Raw genomic sequence first — 20,448 nt, 5'->3', positions numbered from 1 at the left:
TATTATTCGCTCCAAACGGTTCTTTTAATATAATCCGTATAACTCAAAATGATTCGTACCATTTTTTCAGATACATTAGGCATAGAGTAATCCGCAACAGACCTAAAATTTCGTGCTTCACCTACTTTTTGATATTGTAACTGCACCAATCCTTGCATAATACGCTCTGGATTCAATCCTACCATCATTACTGATGCTTCTTCCATTGCTTCTGGTCTTTCGTGAGCCTCTCTAATGTTTAACGCTCTAAAATTTAGCGTCGAGGATTCTTCCGAGATGGTTCCAGAATCGGACAGTACTGCAAACGATCGCATTTGTAATGCATTGTAATCGTTAAAACCTAATGGCTTCAAAAATTGAATGTTTTTATGCATGTCGATATTTTTCTTGTCAATCATATTGCGTGTTCGCGGATGCGTGCTTACAATAATTGGGTAATCATATTTTTCAGCAATCAAATTCAAGCTATCCATCAATCCTTGAAAGTTTTTGTCGCTGTTGATATTTTCTTCTCGGTGCGAAGAAACAACGAAAAACTTTCCTTCTTCTAAGCCTAGTCTTTCTAAAACATCGGAAGATTGGATTGAAGGCAGATAATGATGTAACACCTCAAACATGGGAGATCCAGTTTTAATGATTCTGTCAGCTGGCAAACCTTCTCTAAGCAAATATTCTCTAGCTATGTCGCTATATGTCAAGTTAATATCCGATACATGATCTACAATCTTACGATTGGTTTCCTCAGGCACACGTTGGTCAAAACAACGGTTTCCTGCTTCCATATGAAAAATTGGAATGTGTCGTTTTTTGGCTGGAATGGCACACAAACAACTATTAGTATCGCCAAGAACTAAAAAAGCATCTGGTTTTTCAGTTTCCAATAATGGATCTATTTTTATAAGTATCTGACCTACAGTTTCTGTTGCTGTAGCTCCTGCTGCATTCAAGAAAAAGTCTGGTTTGCGAATCCCCAAATCGTCAAAAAAGATTTGGTTTAATTCGTAATCATAATTTTGACCCGTATGCACTATAATGTGCTCAATGGCTTCTGAATGATCTAAAGCCGCCATTACTCGAGATAGTCTTATAATTTCCGGTCTTGTTCCGACCACTGTCATTACTTTTAATCTGTCTTTCATTGTTTTTTCTTTCGCGCAGATCTCACTGATTTCCGCAGATTTTTATTCCGATTTAATTAAAAATCATTTACAATTCTTTTTATGTTTTGTGTGATATTTTCACAATTAAAATTCACTAGTAGACCTACTTTCTTTCCTGACAATTTTAAATAAGTTAAAAGTTGTTTAAAATGTAATTTAGATAAATCCTCTACGGATTTTATTTCAATAATAACTTTTTCGTTTACTAAAATATCCAATCTAAATCCAATTTCTAAATTAATCCCATCATACAACACTGGAAGCACGACTTGACTTTTTACTTCAAGATCATACTTTTTAAGTTCGTGAACTAAAGCCGCTTCATAGACTGATTCAAGCAAGCCTGGCCCTAGCTTACTAAAAACCAAAAACACACATCCTCTAATTATATAGGTAATATCATTTTCTTCCATAAGCCATAATTTCAATTAAATATTCAGCGAAAATCTGCGATATCGGCGTAAAATTTTTTTTTTACACATTTTCGAAATACGTATCTGGATCATTTGGATCATAAAACTCATTAATCCAAAAAATAGTATATAATTCCTCGTCACCTACATTTTTAATATTGTGTGTATACCATACTGGCATGTCTACATAAGCAGGTTCATCACCATTTAAATAAAAATCATGAGTGTCTTGAGTACCTATTTGTCTTAGTTGAATTAATGCTTTTCCTTTAATAACTGCAAAACGTTCAATTTTTCGGGTATGAAAATGATTTCCCCTGGTAATACCAGGCACCGTTGTTGAAAACGAAACTTGTCCGCCTACATTCAATCGAATCACTTCTACAAACGCACCTCTTGGATCCGTATGTTGTGTGAATTTTACCGGAAAATGACTGGCGATATCCATATAACAACGAAACGTATTGAATAGATTTACTTCAAACGTACTGTTTAAAGCGGGAATGATTCCATTGTCTTGGTAGTCTGCTTTGTATTTTTCTAACAAAAATAGAATTTGCGAAACTTTAGATTCCGCCGTATGCGCAACTACCACTTCTTCTTTACTATCCCCAGATCTAATTTCTTTTAAAATTTGATCTACCAGTTCACCTACATAAATAAGCTTTAAGTCACCATCAACATCAATCGTTGGCGTTTCATTTCTGGCTATTTTATGACTAAAAGTAGCGATGACCGAGTTGTAATTAGGATGCCCAAAAGGTCCGAAAACATTAGGAATAATCATTCCAGTAAATTTCCCTCCTGATCTTTTTGCCCATTCTGCTAGTTGCCCTCTTGCTTCTTTTTTGGATTTACCATAAAGATTATCTCGTTCTTCTTGCGTGGATGAGGAAAATACAACATGCGCTTTGCTATTTGTTTCTTCCAAGGCACGGACCAACTTTGAAGCTAAACCTACATTGGTGTCGTAAATAACTTGCGGTTCATTGTGACGGTTCATAGCTGCCAAATGAACAATCACATCACATTGCGACACAAAACTATTCAGTGTTACAGCATCGTCAAAAAAATGTTTTTTAAAATCTACTCGTTCAAACTCCTCTGGAAAGAGAGCCAACGTATTGAACAAGTGTTTGCCAACGAATCCGGCTTGTCCTGTAATTCCTATTTTTAGCATAATTTTATTTTATAAAAGAGAATCCCTTTTTATGGTGTAAAATAATTGATATTAAATCGGTATTCATCTTCAATCTCAGCTAAAGTATAATCAGATAGCAACAATAATTTGGAATCTACCTCTACTGATTGAATACTAGATACATAACCAGGGGGTACATTCAAAATATCCATGGTTTTCGAATCTAAAAGAAAATGAGATTTCAATAAATTAACAGAAGGAGCTAGCCAATCATCAATAGCAATCAGCGTAATTTTAAAAGAACCTTGCACCGCCAAAAACCAACGCTGCTCAATTTTATGCCCTTGCCATCCCCTAATAAATGTAGTGTCTCTATTCTGAATGGTGTACATGCGCTTTATTCCTAATGCATTAAAGTCATTGTTGAACTGCAAAGTTCCTCTGTCGTCCGTGTGACTATTCCCTTTAATTAGTTGCGGAAGTATATCCATTATAAAAAACTAAAACTGATTATTACATACTGAACACTAAACTAGCCTGGCATTTGAGCCACATCTTCACCAAAAATTTCTTTTTTGATTAGTGGCAATTGCGCAAGCAGTTTTTTCATTCCTTCCACACCCAATTGTTCGGTATTGTGCGAGTGATAATCTTCAATCAATGAAATATCTTGCTCCCCTTCTGAAAAATATTGTGCATAATTCAGATCACGATTGTCAGCCGGAATTCTATAAAAATCACCCATGTCTTCAGCCTTGACCATTTCTTCACGGGTACACAATGTTTCATATAACTTTTCACCATGTCGGGTTCCAATTACTTTTATTTCATTAGTTGCATTGCTTAATTCTTTCAAGGCTTGCGCTAAATCACCAATGGTTCCTGCAGGTGCTTTGTTGACAAACAAATCTCCTTGATTGCCATGCTCAAAAGCAAATAAAACCAACTCTACCGCCTCATCCAATGACATTAAAAAACGCGTCATATTCGGATCCGTAATAGTTAGGGTTTGCCCAGACTTAATTTGATTTAAAAACAGCGGAATTACGGATCCTCTTGAGGCCATGACGTTTCCATAGCGCGTTAAACAAACTGTTGTATCATTATTAGGAATGTTTCTTGATGCCGCAACTGCTACCTTTTCCATTAATGCTTTAGAAATCCCCATCGCATTAATAGGATAGGCTGCCTTATCTGTACTTAAGCAAATCACTTTAGCAACTTGATTAGCCACTGCAGCATCAATCACATTTTGAGTCCCAAATACATTTGTTTTGGTAGCCTCCAATGGGAAAAACTCACAAGAAGGAACTTGCTTCAATGCCGCAGCATGAAACACATAATCAACACCGCGCATAGCACGTTCTACGCCAGCATAGTCTCTTACATCACCGATATAAAACTTCAATTTTTCATTTTTCAACTGGTTTCGCATGTCATCCTGTTTTTTTTCATCACGAGAAAAAATACGGATTTCTTTGAAATGGTCGGAATGTAGGAAGCGATTGAGTACAGCATGTCCAAATGAACCAGTTCCTCCAGTTATGAGAAGTATTTTATTTTGAATTTTCATATTATAAATGTTTTGCTGTTTTGGATAAATATTCAAAAGTTTTTTCTGAGCAATCTTTCCAAGTATAATTGATTGATTTATTATAAGATTCTAATGATTTCTTTGCTCTTAATTCAACAGAATCCATCATTTGTTTTATAACTAAATAAATTTCATTGGTTTTTAAAGGATTAAAGTAAAATCCGGCTTCGCCTAAAACCTCCGGCATTGGCCCCATATTTGACGAGGCAATTGGCAATCCTGATGTCATGGCTTCAATTAAAATAATTGGCATGTTTTCACACGATGATGCAAAAATAAAGCCATCCGCACTTTTATATATTTTTTCTAAATTTTCATACGGTATTTGACCATTATATACTATACAACTTTCAGTATCATTTTTCAGTATTCCTTGCAGTCTTACTAAGGATTCTAAAGTATAGCCTCCAACTAATTCTAAAGTGATAGGATAGCCCTCTTTTCTTAATCTTAAAATCGCTTCTGCTACATTCCACTGGTGCTTATAAACAGTTATAATTGAGACGTATAATAATTTATAAGGATTCTCTACAGAAAAGTCGCTAATTTCTTTTTGAACTTTTGGCTCATTCAAAAAGGATAAATTAATACCATGAGGAATAACTAACGAATCATTTTTAAGACCAATAGAATTGGAAATATAATCTTTGGCATATCTTGTTAAGAAAATCACCCCATGAGATTTTTTAAATGTTCTTCCTTGTGTGAAAGAAAGTAATTTAAAACGGAATCTTGATTTCCAACCTGGAAAACGGCTGCTCTCTTCTTTTTCAAAAGGCAACATATTTTGGCTCATCGAAACAATATTTTGAAAGTTCCCCAAAAATGTGCTGCCTGGAATAAAAAGAAGATCGCATTTTTCTACTATGGCAATTTTGGATAATAACAATATCTGAAACAAGAAAGAAAACAAAAAAGACGTATTCAACCATTTATGAGTTTCTTTATGTAGCCATGGATAATCTGGCAGCATTGCTAATGTTTCATTATTTGACCAAACAATTACTTTTTGAAAATCATATTGTTTAGGCTCTGCATTCAACAAAATTTCCTTTAAATGGGTTAATCCACCACCAGACCGAATATTTGTTGCGTCGATTCCTAATATCATAAATTAAATTTTACTTTTAAACTCATTTATTAAAGTTTCTATTTGAATTACTCAACTATATTAAATCCTAATTAGCAATACTCAACTAGTGTAGGGTAGTGTTCTTGCTTATTTATTACACTTCCCTAAAACTAACAATAATTAAAAAAATAAATAGTTAATTAATTCTAACATACTTTATAATTTAGGCCTTCTTCCTAGTATTCTCTTGATAAATCTAATTAAATTATCGCAGATTTTTTTCCCAAACAACAACAATCCAATATTATAAATTTCAAAATAAATAGATTTATCCATTCCAATCTTTCGTAATTCACACACATATTTTTTATATTCTTTTCTACCTTTCTCCCATTGAATTGCGATAGAAGGGTATGAATATTTAGACATGTTTTTTTGAATAGTATCTAAGGAATTAATTCCATTATTTTTATCAACATATTTAATAACTTTAAAATACATTTTTAGAAAATTAATAGAATTTTCAATGGTTATTGATCCTGGAGTATATAATCCTTTTTCAGCTTCACTACTTCCAAACATTGGTACCGAATTTCCAACAACAGCTTGCGTTAGCGGAATCTCACAATATGCAGACGGATATCTTATACACACTTCAGCTAGCAGATATAATTGAAATAAGAGCGAACCATCCAATTCATCAGTCATAAAAGGCAGCGAATACTCTCTTTTTATACAAAATCCAGAAATAAATACACTTTTATCAAACAATTCAATATAGGTATTTACTCCTGCATCAAATTTCGTATTACTTTTATAATATTTGAAATATTCTGTAGAACCATCTTTATAAATATTTCTGTATGAACGCAATATATAACCACAATCCTTATGTTGATTCAAAAAAACAATATAGTTATCAAGTGCCTTTGGAATGAACATATCGTCGTCTCCCATAAACAATACATATTCTCCATCTGCATGTTGAAATAACTCGCGTAAATTTTTATCATATCCTAAATTTTGAAGATTCTCCAGATATTTTACATCATAAGTAGTTTGTTTTTTGTAGTTGTCCACTACAATTCCGATATCGTCCCTTTTTGGTGACTTATCTTCACAGATTACAATCTGAATTAGCTCCTTCTTTTCACTGTCTATACTTTCCAACAGTCTTCCCAATTCTTCTGGCCTGTTATAACTTGGAATACATATTGAAATCAAATAATTATTACTCATACTATAATCAATTTATTTTTTTACTTGTGAATATCTCGTTAATATCTCTTTAGCTCTACTTTCAATACTGTGACCATCTTTCAAAAGCTTATTGTATCCAGCATCTCCAATCTCACTAATTATAGATGGATTATTTAAAAGATTTTTACATTTTTGTACAAGATCTTCACTAGAAGTAAAATAAACGGCTTCTTTATCAGCTTCAAACATGGAGTTCAAGTCGCTGGTATATTCACTAAGCATTAATGTTTTTGTTGCCGGAATTTCAAAACATCTTCTGGTATAGGTATCGCTATTTATTTTAGATAAAAATACAAGGGCTATTTTTGCCTCATTTAGAGATATATTATATTCTGCGCCGCGTTTAGACTCTTTCAGAACAAACTTTATTTCTTCATATAAAGGCGCTTGTTTCCACATTTCATCACCAAAAACCGTAATATTTACACCCGCATCTATCAGAGCTTTAATATATTTATCTCTGCCATCATTTTCAAAATGACCAATAAAAACTACATCCATTAACTTATCACCAACTATAGGAAAATTATTTTCTTTTATATAATAGGGTTTTAATATGCTAACATTCTCAATTCCAATTTTTTCAAAATCGATTCTGTTTTTTTGTCTGTAAACAAAATTATGGTCACAAATAGCTGCGGTCTTTAAGTAATTTCGCCAGTAAGCTTTTGATGGAATACCACTAAAAGGATCATCGTTGTTGTATGAAAATATTATACAACCCAAACTTTTAATTTTACTTATCAATTTAGCATTAACTTCAACGGTTCTATAAAGAAAAACCAAATCGGGTTTTTGCTCTTTAACCATTTCCAACAATGCACTGTTTATTTGACAAATTTTTGGCCCTATTAGAAATCTGTTTTGAAACCTTTCCAAGAAATAAAAAATATTATTATTGCCTTTGTAGTTAAACTCATCTACCATAAATGGATGAACATCATTTTCAATTCTTTTAAAAGCATTAAAAAGTGCTTTGGAGTACATTTCGTGCTTAAAATCACCTACAATTAAAATCTTCATCTATCTAATAAACTTTATTCATTGGCAATTTAATCATACTGCCTAATTTATAATCCCACTCTTCTGGAGTAAATTCTTCCCAGCCTGAGCCAGGGAAAAAAGTCAATTCTCCAAAATATAATTTTCCATTAGTTTCATAAAAATCTACTCTTACAAATGGAATGTTTTTCGATAATTTTTCTGAAAATTCAACCATTTTATCAAAAAACTTAGGTCTAGGAATTAGAGTACCACTATTTGCATAGTGCCTTTCGAAAGGCATAGGAAGCCACTCCATGTCATAAAAGTCTACGTTTAAACCCGTAATTTTTCTCCTATTAAGACAAACAAATAAACATTTCACTTCACCATTAAAACTCATGAATTTATAATCTTTAAGTTCTGCACCAGAAACATCTTCTATATACTTTTCACAAATAATTTTAGGTTTTATATTTTTATAGGGCCATTCTCTACTTGGTAAGTAATGACTGTTTTTTAGAAAGTTGGAAAGTTTCTGTTTTGCAACAGAAAAGTCAAATTTTGACTTGTCACTACAAATTATAGTACTACCACTATCATGAGTACATTTTAATACAAATTGCATTGGTAATTTATCAAAATCAATATCATCAAACTTATCCCAAATACCTAAAGTAGGAATAATATATTCTTCTCCAATAATATTTGCGACATATTGTTTTACTTCATGTTTATCAACCATTTTGATATATTCTGGTTTTCTATCATAAAGTTTTAACCACTGAAGTTTTTCATTAAAACTTTTTGGGTTTTTTAAGTTAAGTTTTTTATTAAAGAAACAACGATATTGCAATTTCAAATACCACTTATCAGGTGTAATTCTTGAAACCTTTGTAGCCAATAAAAAATAGTAGAGTATCCAGTATGGATTGTTAATGATTCTTTTTATTTTGTTCATAAGTTTAATTAAGTATTCTATAAATAGCTTTTTAAAAATATATTTTTTTTAATTACTAATGTGAAATGTAAAATGAAATAGTTGGTTTTATCATATTTATTAAATCTTTATCCATGATTTAGGAACAATATCTTTATAGCTTTCTTTATGCCCATTACCAAACCAACGATTGGGAGCAATAACAATTTTATTGGGATTATTATTAAGCCAAGCCCCCCACCAACTAAAGGAACTATTTGCTATGATATTATGTTTACATAAACTCATTAAGTACATATCTTTGTAACTATTGACTCCATTGTTAAAATCCACTAGCCTTGCGTTTAAATTTAATTTATTAATAAATTGATTTGCAAATGCTTTATCATCTGAAAAAACATAGAACATTGTGTTCTGTTCATTACCAATTTCATGGATTAAACTATTGATAGCGTTTAAATAATACTCTTCTGTACAAACGCCTGCATAAATACTATTTTCCAGATAATCACCTTGACGAATATGTAAGGAAACAGATTTTGTTGAATGTATTTCTTTAGCTACTTTTTGATTCTCAACATCTATATTTTTAAATACAAATGCCTCACGTACACTATTCTCAATTTGTTTAAAATACATCTCACTCTGCCAAGATCCATTCAAATAGGTGCATTTCGATTTAAATACTTGTTCATCGTAATTCAATTTATCATTATAAACAATTGATTTAAACTTATATTTTAAAATGGTTCTAAGTTTTAATATTCCCCAGTTAGTGACTTTCACTTTTGGAATATTTAAACCAAAACATCTTTCTAATTCATAGCCGTTATGCATTTTTGCAAAGTTGAATAAAGAGGTGTCTAATTTTACATTTTTCCCTTTCTCCTTTAAGGAAAGATATAATGCATATTGAAACATTTGATTTCCCAAACCTCCACTTACAATTATTTTCATATAAATAACATGTTTTAATAAATTAAATAATTACTTCCATAAAGATGAAATCCCCAAATTACCAATAACCACAATAATAATAAGATTTAATAAAACTAATGCAATGAATGAGTAAATATAAATTTTCTTAAATTTTGATAAATTTATTTCTGTTAATAACAAAGGTGTTAAAAACATAAAACCAAAAGCCACATAAGGCATATGCATAAATGAGTTAAACAAACCTGAGATAATTAAAAATAATCCCATTAGGTTTAACAAATTCAAATTTTCCTTCTTAAAATATTTTTTCCTGAAAAGTATAAAACATATTACAAAAGCAATATTAAATGTACCTTGAAAATAATCTTGTAATTGATATGCATACGCAGGAATTGATTCATAAAGTAGGAAATTTATCCAAGGAAATGGCCCAATTATACCCAATAAAATTTTGACCGGAAGAATTAATATATTAAAATTGAATATTCCTCCTGCCATAGATTCGTTTGCTTCTGTATTGGCTAAATTAATAATTAAAGGAAGTAATACAATTACAAAAACAATAGTCAATATTCTATATAATAAATCTATTCCTTTTCTTTTATTGTTCTGGTTAAGTACGATATCAATAACATAAGCTAATAATAACAATATTGGATAAATGGATCTGTGCAAATAAAATAAATAGCAAGCAACTATTAGCATCAAATATTGTGTAACTGATCTCTTTGCAAAATATATTAAAGTAAGACCTATAGACATAAAGGAAATGCCTACAACATCTCTCCATAGCAGTGATGATAAAAGCGTTATTGGAAAGAATGCAGTTACAAGAGCAATATATTTTAACGTTTTATCACTAAATTTATACTTGTATTTTGAAATTAAAAAAATGTTGATTGAAATTAATAAACTAAAGAAAGAATTTATCGGAGATATGGTTAACACATAGTCTCCGAAAAACATAAAAGGAATACTTATTAAACTCAATATTTCCGGATGTGAAGCCTCTATAACTGAACTTTCAAAATAAAATATGCCATGATCTAATTTTAAATTTGCAAACGTAATAATTCCATCAAAAACACTTTCAAACTCATAGGTTAGTGCCTTATATCCACCAGAAGATTCAAAATATAAAGGATCAATAAAATACAGGTAATGCACCAACCCTATTGTTAGTTTTATTAAATAAGCTGATACAAATAGCCAAAGCCATTTCGGGCTTTTCAATAAAATTAAAGTTGAAAAAATAGTAATTATAAGAAACGCAATAGAGCTCCATATAAAACTGTTTAAAGCATTTGTTTTGTTACTTAATAAAACAAAACTAATTAGTGCAAGCAATGCCACAGTAGATAATCGCAGTATATATTCCCAAACAGAATAAGACAACTTCCTATTCATTAAGGTACTTAATTGCCCATTATTTATCATAATCCCATTTCTTGTAATGTGCTTTTCCAATTTTTCCAATTGGTTAATTCTTCAAATAGCATAAATGCATTTTTGGAAACAGAATTATATAAGTCATCATTATTTTTCACTTCTTTCAATTGATCAGCAATATTTTTAAAATCTCCTAAAGAAGAAACAAAACCATTTATACCATTCAATATTACCTCATGATGAATGCCTAAATCAAAAGTAAATACTGGCTTCCTATATCCCAAAGCTTCTAATAGTCCAAATTCAGTTGTAGTGGGCCAAATAGAAGGAATGATTACCCCTCTAGAACCTGCAACCAATTCAGCTAAACCATTTTCCCATTTTAAATCATATTCAATTACAAGCAAACCTTTATCAATAAATTTTTGAAAACCATTTTTTTCAATAGCAATTTTTGCTTGGTCTTTATTATTATAGGCCGCAATAATTTTAATTGAAGAATCACAATTTGCTAAAATATCTTTCAAAAAATGAAATCCTTTCTCTAGTCTGTTTTGTGCTATACAAATAAAATAATCACCCATGGTTGGTTCAATCTCTTTAAGTCTTTCTCTATCGAAAAACAATGGAGTCTTTATACATTTTTCTTTTGGAATCCCAAACTTATTATAAAACCCAATTTGTTCATTTGTTGAAGTAATGACATAATCAATTTTAGGAAGAATTTTTTCCAGGCGTTTACGAATCTGAATGTAGGAAAACGTTTTGATATAACTAAATTTTTCTTCCTTTGTACACTTATTTCGGTAAGCCTCAAAATAATTATTATCCAAACACTTGGTACAAGGCCCTTTTGAATCATTGGCATAGTATTTTACACAAAAGAAATCCTGCATAAATATTTTAGATATCACTTTTAACCCTCTTTGTTTTGCTATTTCTAAATAACATAGATTTTTGTTTGTTATCGATCCAATTGTGAACACTATAGTTGCTTTAGAATCCTTTAAAACATGCTCATATTCTTTAATGTACTTTTCTTCTCTCCAGTTAGCAAAGCCATTATATTTCATTCTATGATAAAGCCTTGTCCCATCTACTTCTACAATATCTTCATTTATATCATCTGAAAAAATTGACACTTCATTTCCAATTTCCTGTAAAATTTTTTTTGCTATTTGTGTTACAATGGCGCCTGAAGCGCTTCCTAAATAGGCATCCGGGATAAACAATATCTTATTATTTTTTTCCATATCTCAATTTTGATATTAATATTTTAACAAACTGCTTATTAGCAAATCCAATTACAATAAAATAGACGATTGTAAAAATGATTAGGTATAAAATAAATATATTAAATTTCAATAAATTAATTATCAGTAAAAAATGAATCAAGAAAAACGGCAATGTGATTAGTAACAATTTAAGACATTGTCGGAGTATTATATTTATATCAACATACAACGCCTTTTTCAACATTAACAAATACAAACCTATAAATACGACTCCGGTAATAATACCCGCGAGAGGTATAGCGTATATCTGCGTAGGTTTAATAATTAACAATAACAAACCTACAAAAAATATCATACTCAGCACATCTAATTTAGCTGATTTATTAATTAACCCACCAGTATATAATAAATTATTAAAATACTGTTTTAGTTGCGTAATTAAAAGTGCGAGAACAATGAACCCCAAAAGAAGATTTCCACCATATTTATCTAGTCCCACCCAAAAATGAACAATCGATTCCGAAAATACGAGTGCATATAGCAAAACAGAAAATAACATGGTTAAAAAGAATGTTGATACATTTTTTATCAATTTATTAACATCCTCCCTGTTTTTACTTGCAAATGTGAGAGAAAATAAGGCAAAGAAGGAACCATTTGCCATACTTACAAAGTTACAGGCAACAGCTGCTATTTTACTGGTAATATCATAAACAGCAGCAAGTGTTGGGTTAATAAATATTGCAATAATAAAACTTTGAGAGTTACCCATTAGCACTCCTGATATTCTGGATAAAAATGGATATAAACAATCTCTCATTAAATTTTTGGTAACAATAAAATTGAATACAGGCATTGTGAGTTCTCGCTTTCTCCATTCCAGTAATACCCAGACACCTTGACCAATCAGATTCAATCCTGATCGAGTTAAATACCCCATAGCCAAAGAAACCACCCCAAAACCTGCATATAAATAAATTACCAAAGATACTACACCAAGAATATTGACACCGGTTGCAATTAACCCTACCGTTTTGGTTTTTTGCCAAACCTGAGGGAATGCGCCCAACAGGGAAACTAATAAAGAAACAGCCGCAGAAGAAAGACTTACTACATAGGCTATAGTAATTGCTCTTTTAACTGATTCTTCTGCATTAATCCAGCCCGCAATAAAAGGGGAAATGGATAATCCCAGTAATAATAAAGCTACCGCCATTATTAAAGCTGCATAAATATTTGCACTTGCCAACTGAAAAAAATTCTTATCATCATTTTTGGCTAACGATACCGACATTTTTTGCGTAATAACACCCGCGAATCCAGATTCAACCAAGCCTAGCATTGCTACCACATTGCCGGTTGCCAACCAAGCCCCATAAGTTGAAACGGACATAAACTTAAAATAGATAGGAACCATTATTATTCCATTTACAATCATAACAATTGCATTGATAGAATTAAATAAATAATTATATATGGAGGCTAAATATTTAGACATCAGAAGCTAAAATTAATGGTATCAACGGGATTAAATAATTGATCTGAATATGCCAACAATATAAAATCAGCCTCTTTACTTGTATTGAAAAAAGCGTGTGCAATACCATAAGGCACATAGATAGTCACCGGATCATTTGAATTTAAAACAATCTCTTTATATTCTTTTGTTTTAACATCTTGAAGTTTTAAAAGACAATTACCTGTTATAAGAGTAAACCATTCATTAGCAAGTAGATGATAATGACCTCCTTTCATTTCCCCAGGATTAGCCAAAGTTAAATATACCTCACCAGTACTCTTTGGCAAATTTGATTCGGTTCCGGTAATTACCTTTAAAAACCAACCACGACTATCTTCAATTTTATTTCTTTTTATTATTTGAATTTTATCTTTTATCATTTTTTAAGTAGGTTTTTATTCCTTGAATTAAATTAATTTTTGGTTCCCAATTAAAAACCTTTTGGGTTTTAGTGGTATCTAAAGAAAGATATTTCATATTTTCATCAACTCTGCTTATAATTGAAACATTCTCATCATTGTAACTCATCGTTTCAAATATGGTTTCTATTAATTCTTTTATACTAATAGAATTATTTGGTGCAACATTATAAATATTTCCTTCACTTATATCATGTAAAATTTTAGTAATTAAATCTATTACATCTTCAATATGAATATATTGTCTAAGTTGCGTTCCACTAGTTACTTTTATGGGTTCATTAATTAAAATAGAATTAATTAAATATGGAATTAATCTAATTGGATTTTCTGTAGGGCCATAAATTGTAGGCAAAATAAAATGAAACCATTGTATCTTATGCAAGTGTCCAGAAATAAATCTGGAAAGCATTCTTTTAGAATTACAATAATGATTTGGAACGTTCCCCTTTGAAAAAACCACTTCACTTTCTGAAAATTTCTTTTCAATTGTATTACTACCAATTTCAAAATAAGAACCAAAAGTTATAAATTTACCTTTGAAATTATTTTTTTCTAATTCAATTGCAACTTTAATTGGTTCAAAAGTGTTTAAGCCATAAATTATTTCTTCAGTAACAACAATATTTGATTGCACTCCTGTAGCAGAACAAAAATATATTGCATCTAAAGTTGATAATAATTTATAGTTTAGTGTAGATTTAGGATATATATATTGGTGAAAAGTAACTGATTCGTATTCTAACAATTTATCTTCTATACTACTTCCAAAAATATGGAATGATTCAACTTTATTTGAATTTAATAATCTTAAAAACAATTGTTTTCCTAAAAAAGATTTACCTCCAATTATTGCTATTTTCATCCTATTTTAATTTTTCAATTCTTTATGAATCGATGAATTTTTTAATATCTCTTTTTATTAACTCGATAGGTGAATCTCCATTATTGAAATTCTTATACCATTGAATTGTTAAATCTACCGCTTGGTGAGCAGTAAATCTTGGCTGCCAATTTAAATCATTTGAAACTTTACTTATGTCTAATCGTAAAAGACCAGCTTCATGAGGTTGACTCTTATCTTCCTTTATACTATATGAACCACTCCCATAGGAATTAATGGCAATTTCTAATATTTCTTTAACAGATAAATTATCATTATTTGAAGGGCCAAAATTATAAGCCGTTGCATATTTGATCGGATCTTCTATCATTTTAGAACCCAATGACAAATATCCGAATAAAGGCTCTAAAACATGTTGCCATGGTCTTACTGCATTTGGATTTCTAACTTCAATATCTTTATTCATAGAAAGTGCATTGACAATGTCTGGAAGTAATCTGTCTTTTGACCAATCTCCACCACCAATTACATTACCTGCTCGAACACTAGCAATACATTTTTGGTGTTTTTGATATTCATTTGAGTTAAAAAATGAATTTTTATAGGATGAAATTACTATTTCACAAGCTGCTTTACTGGCACTATAAGGATCATATCCTCCTAGTCTATCGGTTTCTCTGTAGGGATAAATCCATTCATTATTGTGATAAACCTTATCCGTTGTAATACAAATTACTTGACATTTTTTATTTAGTTTTTGTACAGCACTTAGTAAATTAGCAGTTCCAATCACGTTAACTTCAAAAGTTTCAGCTGGTATTTTATAACTCAATCTTACTAAAGGTTGTGCTGCTAAATGAAAGATAAAATCAGGTTGAAAATTAATAATTTCATCTTCTAATTTTTGTCTATCTCTTAAATCACCTATTACAGAATCAAATAATGCTTTATCTATTGAATTATAAATGTCTTTTTCATCTTCAGGTGCTAAGGCATAGCCTTTTACTTCTGCTCCTAGTTCATTTAACAATACAGTCAGCCATGATCCTTTGAATCCTGTATGTCCTGTTAAGAAAACTTTAGCTCCCTTATATGTTTTTTTAAGTAATTCTATTTGATTCATCTTACCAATTTTTCCAAGGTGCTTTTCCAGAATTCCAAAGTTCTTCTAATTCGTTTTTATCTCTTAGCATATCCATTGGCTTCCAAAAACCTTTGTGTTTGAATGAGAATAATTCTCCATCATTTGCTAAATTTTCTAAAGGCTTCTTCTCAAATATAGTTGAGTCGTCTTCTAAGTAATCGAATACTTTGGCATCACAGACAAAAAAACCTCCATTTATCCATGAACCATCACCTTTTGGTTTCTCTGTAAAATTAATTACTTGTTCTTTTTCATCTATTTGTAAAGAACCAAATCGACCGTCTGGTTGAACAGCAGACATTGTAATTGCTCCTTTATGAGAATTATGAAAATTTAAAAGTTCATTAATATTTATATTTGATAATCCATCCCCATAAGTAAGCATAAATGATTCATCTCCTACATAATCTTGTACCCTTTTTATCCTTCCACCAGTCATTGAATTTAAACCTGTATCTACAAGAGTAACTTTCCAAGGTTCAGCACTATTTTTGTGATATGTTACATCATTATTAGTTAAATCAATTGTCATGTCACTTAAATGTCTGTAGTAATTAGAAAAGTATTCTTTTATTACATATCCTTTATATCCACATAAAATTATAAACTCAGTAAACCCATAAGAAGCATAAGTTTTCATAATGTGCCATAGAATTGGTTTTCCTCCTATTTCAACCATAGGCTTTGGTTTTAAAGATGTTTCTTCTGACAGCCTTGACCCAAAACCACCTGCTAGTAATAATACTTTCATTTTTCTTATATTTTATTATTTAATTAAAGTAATAATTTACCTCCATTACTCCTTATTACTTTGTAATAGTTATATTCTCAAACAAGTAGCTCAGATTATCTGAAATTAAAATCAATGGTTGATAAAATTTCTCCAAATATACCTTGAGTTCAAAAATTATTTAATAACAATTACTAAACTATTTTAAGCTAATAACTTTAACGTCTATTTTATAATTATACGTTTTTGACAATTACTTATCGCTACCCTTCTATCTAAGAATAAATATTTTTTTACTATTAAATTCTAGAAAGACTCATATGCTCATTAATTAAATCAGCATTTTCTACTTCAAGTGAATTTCCTAAAAATTAGGACGACCCTACTTTTTATTATAAAACACTTTGAACCATTCCACAAATTCCTTCACACCATCCTTAATTGAGGTTGTTGGTTTATATCCATAGTCCGCAACTAAAGAGTCTACATTTGCCCAGGTATATTCCACATCACCAGCCTGCATTGGCAGATATTCCTTTTTTGCAGTCTTTCCAATACATATTTCAATTTCACTTATAAAATCAAGCAATTTCACTGGTCTACTATTTCCTATATTATGTATTTCATATAAAGGCTTTTCTATTTCAGTTTCAGCAACTATAGTAGCAACTACACCTTTTATAATATCGTCTATATAGGTAAAATCCCTAGATAAATAACCCTGATTAAAAACTTTTATTGGCTTATCATTAAATACAGCGTCAGTAAACAAAAACATTGCCATATCAGGTCGCCCCCACGGGCCATAAACCGTAAAAAAACGAAGCCCTATAGTTTTTATCCCAAATAAATGAGAATATGTATGTGCCATCAACTCGTTACTTTTCTTAGTTGCAGCATAGAGACTAATGGGATGGTCTACATTATCATTAACAGAAAAAGGAAGTTTGTCATTTAGACCGTATACACTAGAGCTACTTGCATACACAATTTTTTTTACTTTATAATTCCTTGCACATTCCAACAAGTTAATGAATCCAACAATGTTACTATCAACATATGCATTTGGATTCTCAATACTATAACGGACTCCTGCTTGGGCAGCCAAATTACAAACAATATCAAATTGTTGCTCTTCAAATATTATCGGAAGATTTACCCTGTCTTCAATATTTAATTTAATAAATTGGAATTTATCACCATATATCTTACTACTAACTCGCTTATTGAATAGTAATTCTTGTGAAATACCTAACTCTCTAAGCCTACCAAGCTTCAGGTTAACATCATAATAATCATTTAAATTATCTACACCATATACCTCATAACCAAGTTTTAATATTTTTTCACAAAGATGATATCCTATAAATCCTGCCGCACCTGTTACTAATATTTTCATTTTATTATTATTTCTTTTTATTATATTGACCAATTTAATTTGCCATATTTTTACTCAAAATAATTCAAAGTAGCATATCCATTTTCCTTCAAAAATTGATCTTTTTGCATTAATTTTAAGTCTGATTGCATCATATCCTTAACTAAAGAAGCTAAGTCATATTTACATTCCCAACCTAGTTTTGTTTTTGCTTTTGTTGGATCACCAATTAATAAATCAACTTCTGTTGGGCGGAAATATTTAGGGTCAACCGCCAAAACTTCTTTTCCTATTTCTATTTGGAATTCAGGATTATTACATGCTTTTACAAGCGCTTTCTCTTGTACTCCTTCTCCAGTAAATTCTAACTCAATTCCTACCTCAGCAAAACTCATTCGTACAAACTCTCTAACTGGTGTAGTTTTCCCGGTAGCAATTACCCAATCCTCTGCTTCATCCGCTTGAAGAATCATCCACATCATGCGTACGTAATCTTTGGCATGGCCCCAATCGCGTTTAGCGTCTAGGTTTCCTAAATAAAATTTATCTTGCAACCCCAAAGCAATTCTAGAAGTTGCACGTGTAATTTTACGAGTTACAAAAGTTTCCCCGCGAATAGGTGATTCATGGTTAAACAAAATCCCATTACAAGCATACATCGCATAAGCTTCTCTATAATTTACCGTGATCCAAAACGCGTACATTTTAGCTACTGCATAAGGCGAACGAGGGTAAAAAGGGGTTGTCTCACTTTGTGGCACTTCTTGTACCTTACCATACAACTCAGAAGTAGAAGCTTGATAAATACGGGTTTTTTTCTCTAATCCTAACAAACGTACGGCATCCAAAATTCGTAAGGTACCTAATCCATCTGCGTTTCCGGTATACTCCGGTGTTTCAAAAGAAACTGCTACATGGCTCATAGCTGCCAAGTTGTAAATTTCGTCCGGCTGTATTTCTTTAATCAAACGAATCAAGTTTGTACTATCCGTCATGTCCCCATAATGCAAATAAAAATTACGATTATCTACATGAGGATCTTGATATAAATGGTCAATACGATCAGTATTAAACAAAGACGATCGTCTTTTTAATCCGTGAACAATATATCCTTTTTTAAGTAAAAATTCACTCAGATAAGCTCCGTCTTGCCCTGTTACTCCAGTTATAAATGCTATTTTTTGTTGCATACTCATATTGTTTCGTGATTCGTTGTCTAGAAAAAAACGCCCCTGCCCCATCTCAAATGGGGAATAGCTACACGTATATATCTAAAACTATTTCTTATTAATTGATGTTTTTATTACTAATTTTGAATTAAAGTACATTAATTTCACATTTTCACTTCTTTAAACTTACCTGCGTTCTCCAAAAACCAAACATATGTCTTCTGGATTCCTTCTTCCAATTGCACCTGATGTTTCCATCCCAATTCATGCATTTTGGATACATCCATTAGTTTTCTTGGTGTTCCATCAGGTTTACTACTGTCCCAAATAATTTCTCCATGATGCCTCGTAATTTTTTGTATTGCTTCTGCTAGTTGTTTAATCGTTAAATCTTCGCCCGTACCTACGTTGTATAAATACTCCGGCAATTTATTTTCCAATGCAAAAACAACGGCTTCCGCCATATCATCTACAAATAAAAACTCTCTCATAGGTGTTCCACTGCCCCATAAAATAACTGGTGCGTTGTTATTCTCTTTTGCATCATGAAATTTACGAATCATTGCAGGTAAAACATGTGAAGAATTTAGGTCGAAATTATCATGAGTACCATATAAATTAGTAGGCATCAAGCTTACATAATCCTTATCAAATTGATTTCGGATTGCTTGACAGGCTTTGACCCCCGTAATTTTTGCAATCGCATACCATTCATTCGTAGGCTCTAAAGAATTTGTCAACAAATACTCTTCTTTCAGGGGTTGTGGTGCAAGTTTTGGATAGATACATGAACTCCCCAAGAAAATAAACTTCTTAACACCGGATTGCGTCGCTGTATCAATTAGATTATTTTGTATTTGCATATTTTCCATAATAAATTGATATGGAAAATCATTGTTAGCTAAAATTCCACCCACTTTTGCAGCAGCATCAATAACTACTTCTGGTTTTTCGGCAGCAAAATAGTCTTTTACCGCTTGTTGGTTTTTCAAATCTAAATCTTTACTAGAAACTCCAATTAAGTTTGTATATCCTTTTGCAGAAAGGATTCTCCAAATAGCGCTGCCAACCATACCATTATGCCCTGCTATGTATATTTTAGTATTTTTTTTCATTGTTAT

Annotated in this window: 20 protein-coding genes; all 20 read right to left on the bottom strand. The window is 31.1% G+C overall.

What is annotated here, in order from left to right:
* Positions 1-2: 2 nt before the first annotated feature.
* The 20 genes from wecB to E0F91_RS07595 all read right to left on the bottom strand — a co-directional run bounded on the left by wecB (position 3) and on the right by E0F91_RS07595 (position 20,442).
* Positions 3-1,139, bottom strand: a complete 1,137-nt coding sequence (gene wecB / locus E0F91_RS07690; protein WP_132065713.1) for a non-hydrolyzing UDP-N-acetylglucosamine 2-epimerase — start codon at positions 1,137-1,139, stop codon at positions 3-5.
* Between the two features lie 56 nt (positions 1,140-1,195).
* Entirely contained in the window at positions 1,196-1,573 is a 378-nt protein-coding gene (locus tag E0F91_RS07685; RefSeq protein ID WP_132065712.1) for a GxxExxY protein, read from the bottom strand.
* A 61-nt stretch (positions 1,574-1,634) separates the two neighbouring features.
* Complete coding sequence (locus E0F91_RS07680; protein WP_132065711.1) at positions 1,635-2,753, bottom strand: polysaccharide biosynthesis C-terminal domain-containing protein; 1,119 nt, start codon at positions 2,751-2,753, stop codon at positions 1,635-1,637.
* 29 nt (positions 2,754-2,782) lie between these two features.
* Positions 2,783-3,205 (bottom strand): WxcM-like domain-containing protein, encoded by a 423-nt coding sequence (locus tag E0F91_RS07675; protein ID WP_132065710.1) that lies wholly within the window; start codon positions 3,203-3,205, stop codon positions 2,783-2,785.
* A gap of 41 nt (positions 3,206-3,246) precedes the next feature.
* Positions 3,247-4,287, bottom strand: a complete 1,041-nt coding sequence (locus E0F91_RS07670; RefSeq protein WP_132065709.1) for a polysaccharide biosynthesis protein — start codon at positions 4,285-4,287, stop codon at positions 3,247-3,249.
* A gap of 1 nt (position 4,288) precedes the next feature.
* Positions 4,289-5,419: a glycosyltransferase family 4 protein gene (locus E0F91_RS07665; RefSeq protein WP_132065708.1), complete on the bottom strand. Its 1,131-nt coding sequence runs from the start codon at positions 5,417-5,419 to the stop codon at positions 4,289-4,291.
* 177 nt (positions 5,420-5,596) lie between these two features.
* A complete protein-coding gene (locus tag E0F91_RS07660; RefSeq protein ID WP_132065707.1) occupies positions 5,597-6,619 on the bottom strand; it encodes a glycosyltransferase family 2 protein in 1,023 nt (340 codons plus the stop codon).
* 12 nt (positions 6,620-6,631) lie between these two features.
* Positions 6,632-7,663, bottom strand: a complete 1,032-nt coding sequence (locus E0F91_RS07655) for a glycosyltransferase family protein (protein WP_132065706.1) — start codon at positions 7,661-7,663, stop codon at positions 6,632-6,634.
* A gap of 4 nt (positions 7,664-7,667) precedes the next feature.
* Positions 7,668-8,582 carry an ATP-grasp fold amidoligase family protein gene (locus E0F91_RS07650; RefSeq protein ID WP_132065705.1) on the bottom strand — a complete coding sequence of 305 codons (915 nt, stop codon included), beginning with the start codon at positions 8,580-8,582 and terminating at the stop codon, positions 7,668-7,670.
* Between the two features lie 99 nt (positions 8,583-8,681).
* On the bottom strand, positions 8,682-9,518 hold the full coding sequence (locus tag E0F91_RS07645; RefSeq protein ID WP_132065704.1) for an alpha-1,2-fucosyltransferase: 837 nt from the start codon (positions 9,516-9,518) through the stop codon (positions 8,682-8,684).
* A gap of 30 nt (positions 9,519-9,548) precedes the next feature.
* On the bottom strand, positions 9,549-10,967 hold the full coding sequence (locus E0F91_RS07640) for a hypothetical protein (RefSeq protein ID WP_132065703.1): 1,419 nt from the start codon (positions 10,965-10,967) through the stop codon (positions 9,549-9,551).
* On the bottom strand, positions 10,934-12,142 hold the full coding sequence (locus tag E0F91_RS07635) for a glycosyltransferase (RefSeq protein WP_132065702.1): 1,209 nt from the start codon (positions 12,140-12,142) through the stop codon (positions 10,934-10,936). Before E0F91_RS07635 ends, E0F91_RS07640 begins: the two co-directional genes overlap by 34 nt.
* Positions 12,129-13,622, bottom strand: a complete 1,494-nt coding sequence (locus E0F91_RS07630) for a lipopolysaccharide biosynthesis protein (RefSeq protein WP_132065701.1) — start codon at positions 13,620-13,622, stop codon at positions 12,129-12,131. The genes E0F91_RS07635 and E0F91_RS07630 overlap by 14 nt, the downstream gene beginning before the upstream one ends.
* Complete coding sequence (locus tag E0F91_RS07625) at positions 13,622-14,023, bottom strand: polysaccharide biosynthesis C-terminal domain-containing protein (protein WP_132065700.1); 402 nt, start codon at positions 14,021-14,023, stop codon at positions 13,622-13,624. The genes E0F91_RS07630 and E0F91_RS07625 overlap by 1 nt, the downstream gene beginning before the upstream one ends.
* A complete protein-coding gene (locus tag E0F91_RS07620) occupies positions 14,010-14,927 on the bottom strand; it encodes an NAD-dependent epimerase/dehydratase family protein (protein ID WP_132065699.1) in 918 nt (305 codons plus the stop codon). Before E0F91_RS07620 ends, E0F91_RS07625 begins: the two co-directional genes overlap by 14 nt.
* A 22-nt stretch (positions 14,928-14,949) precedes the next feature.
* Complete coding sequence (gene rfbG, locus E0F91_RS07615) at positions 14,950-16,029, bottom strand: CDP-glucose 4,6-dehydratase (protein ID WP_132065698.1); 1,080 nt, start codon at positions 16,027-16,029, stop codon at positions 14,950-14,952.
* 1 nt (position 16,030) lies between these two features.
* Positions 16,031-16,801: a glucose-1-phosphate cytidylyltransferase gene (gene rfbF, locus E0F91_RS07610; RefSeq protein ID WP_132065697.1), complete on the bottom strand. Its 771-nt coding sequence runs from the start codon at positions 16,799-16,801 to the stop codon at positions 16,031-16,033.
* A gap of 361 nt (positions 16,802-17,162) precedes the next feature.
* Positions 17,163-18,179 (bottom strand): NAD-dependent epimerase/dehydratase family protein, encoded by a 1,017-nt coding sequence (locus E0F91_RS07605; RefSeq protein ID WP_132065696.1) that lies wholly within the window; start codon positions 18,177-18,179, stop codon positions 17,163-17,165.
* A 50-nt stretch (positions 18,180-18,229) separates the two neighbouring features.
* Complete coding sequence (gene gmd / locus E0F91_RS07600; RefSeq protein ID WP_132065695.1) at positions 18,230-19,348, bottom strand: GDP-mannose 4,6-dehydratase; 1,119 nt, start codon at positions 19,346-19,348, stop codon at positions 18,230-18,232.
* 143 nt (positions 19,349-19,491) lie between these two features.
* Positions 19,492-20,442: a GDP-L-fucose synthase family protein gene (locus E0F91_RS07595; RefSeq protein WP_132065694.1), complete on the bottom strand. Its 951-nt coding sequence runs from the start codon at positions 20,440-20,442 to the stop codon at positions 19,492-19,494.
* Positions 20,443-20,448 lie beyond the last annotated feature (6 nt).

It is taken from the genome of Flavobacterium sandaracinum, assembly GCF_004349135.1.
GTDB classification, from domain to species: Bacteria; Bacteroidota; Bacteroidia; order Flavobacteriales; family Flavobacteriaceae; genus Flavobacterium; species Flavobacterium sandaracinum.
This window is presented reverse-complemented; position numbering and strand designations above follow the sequence as displayed.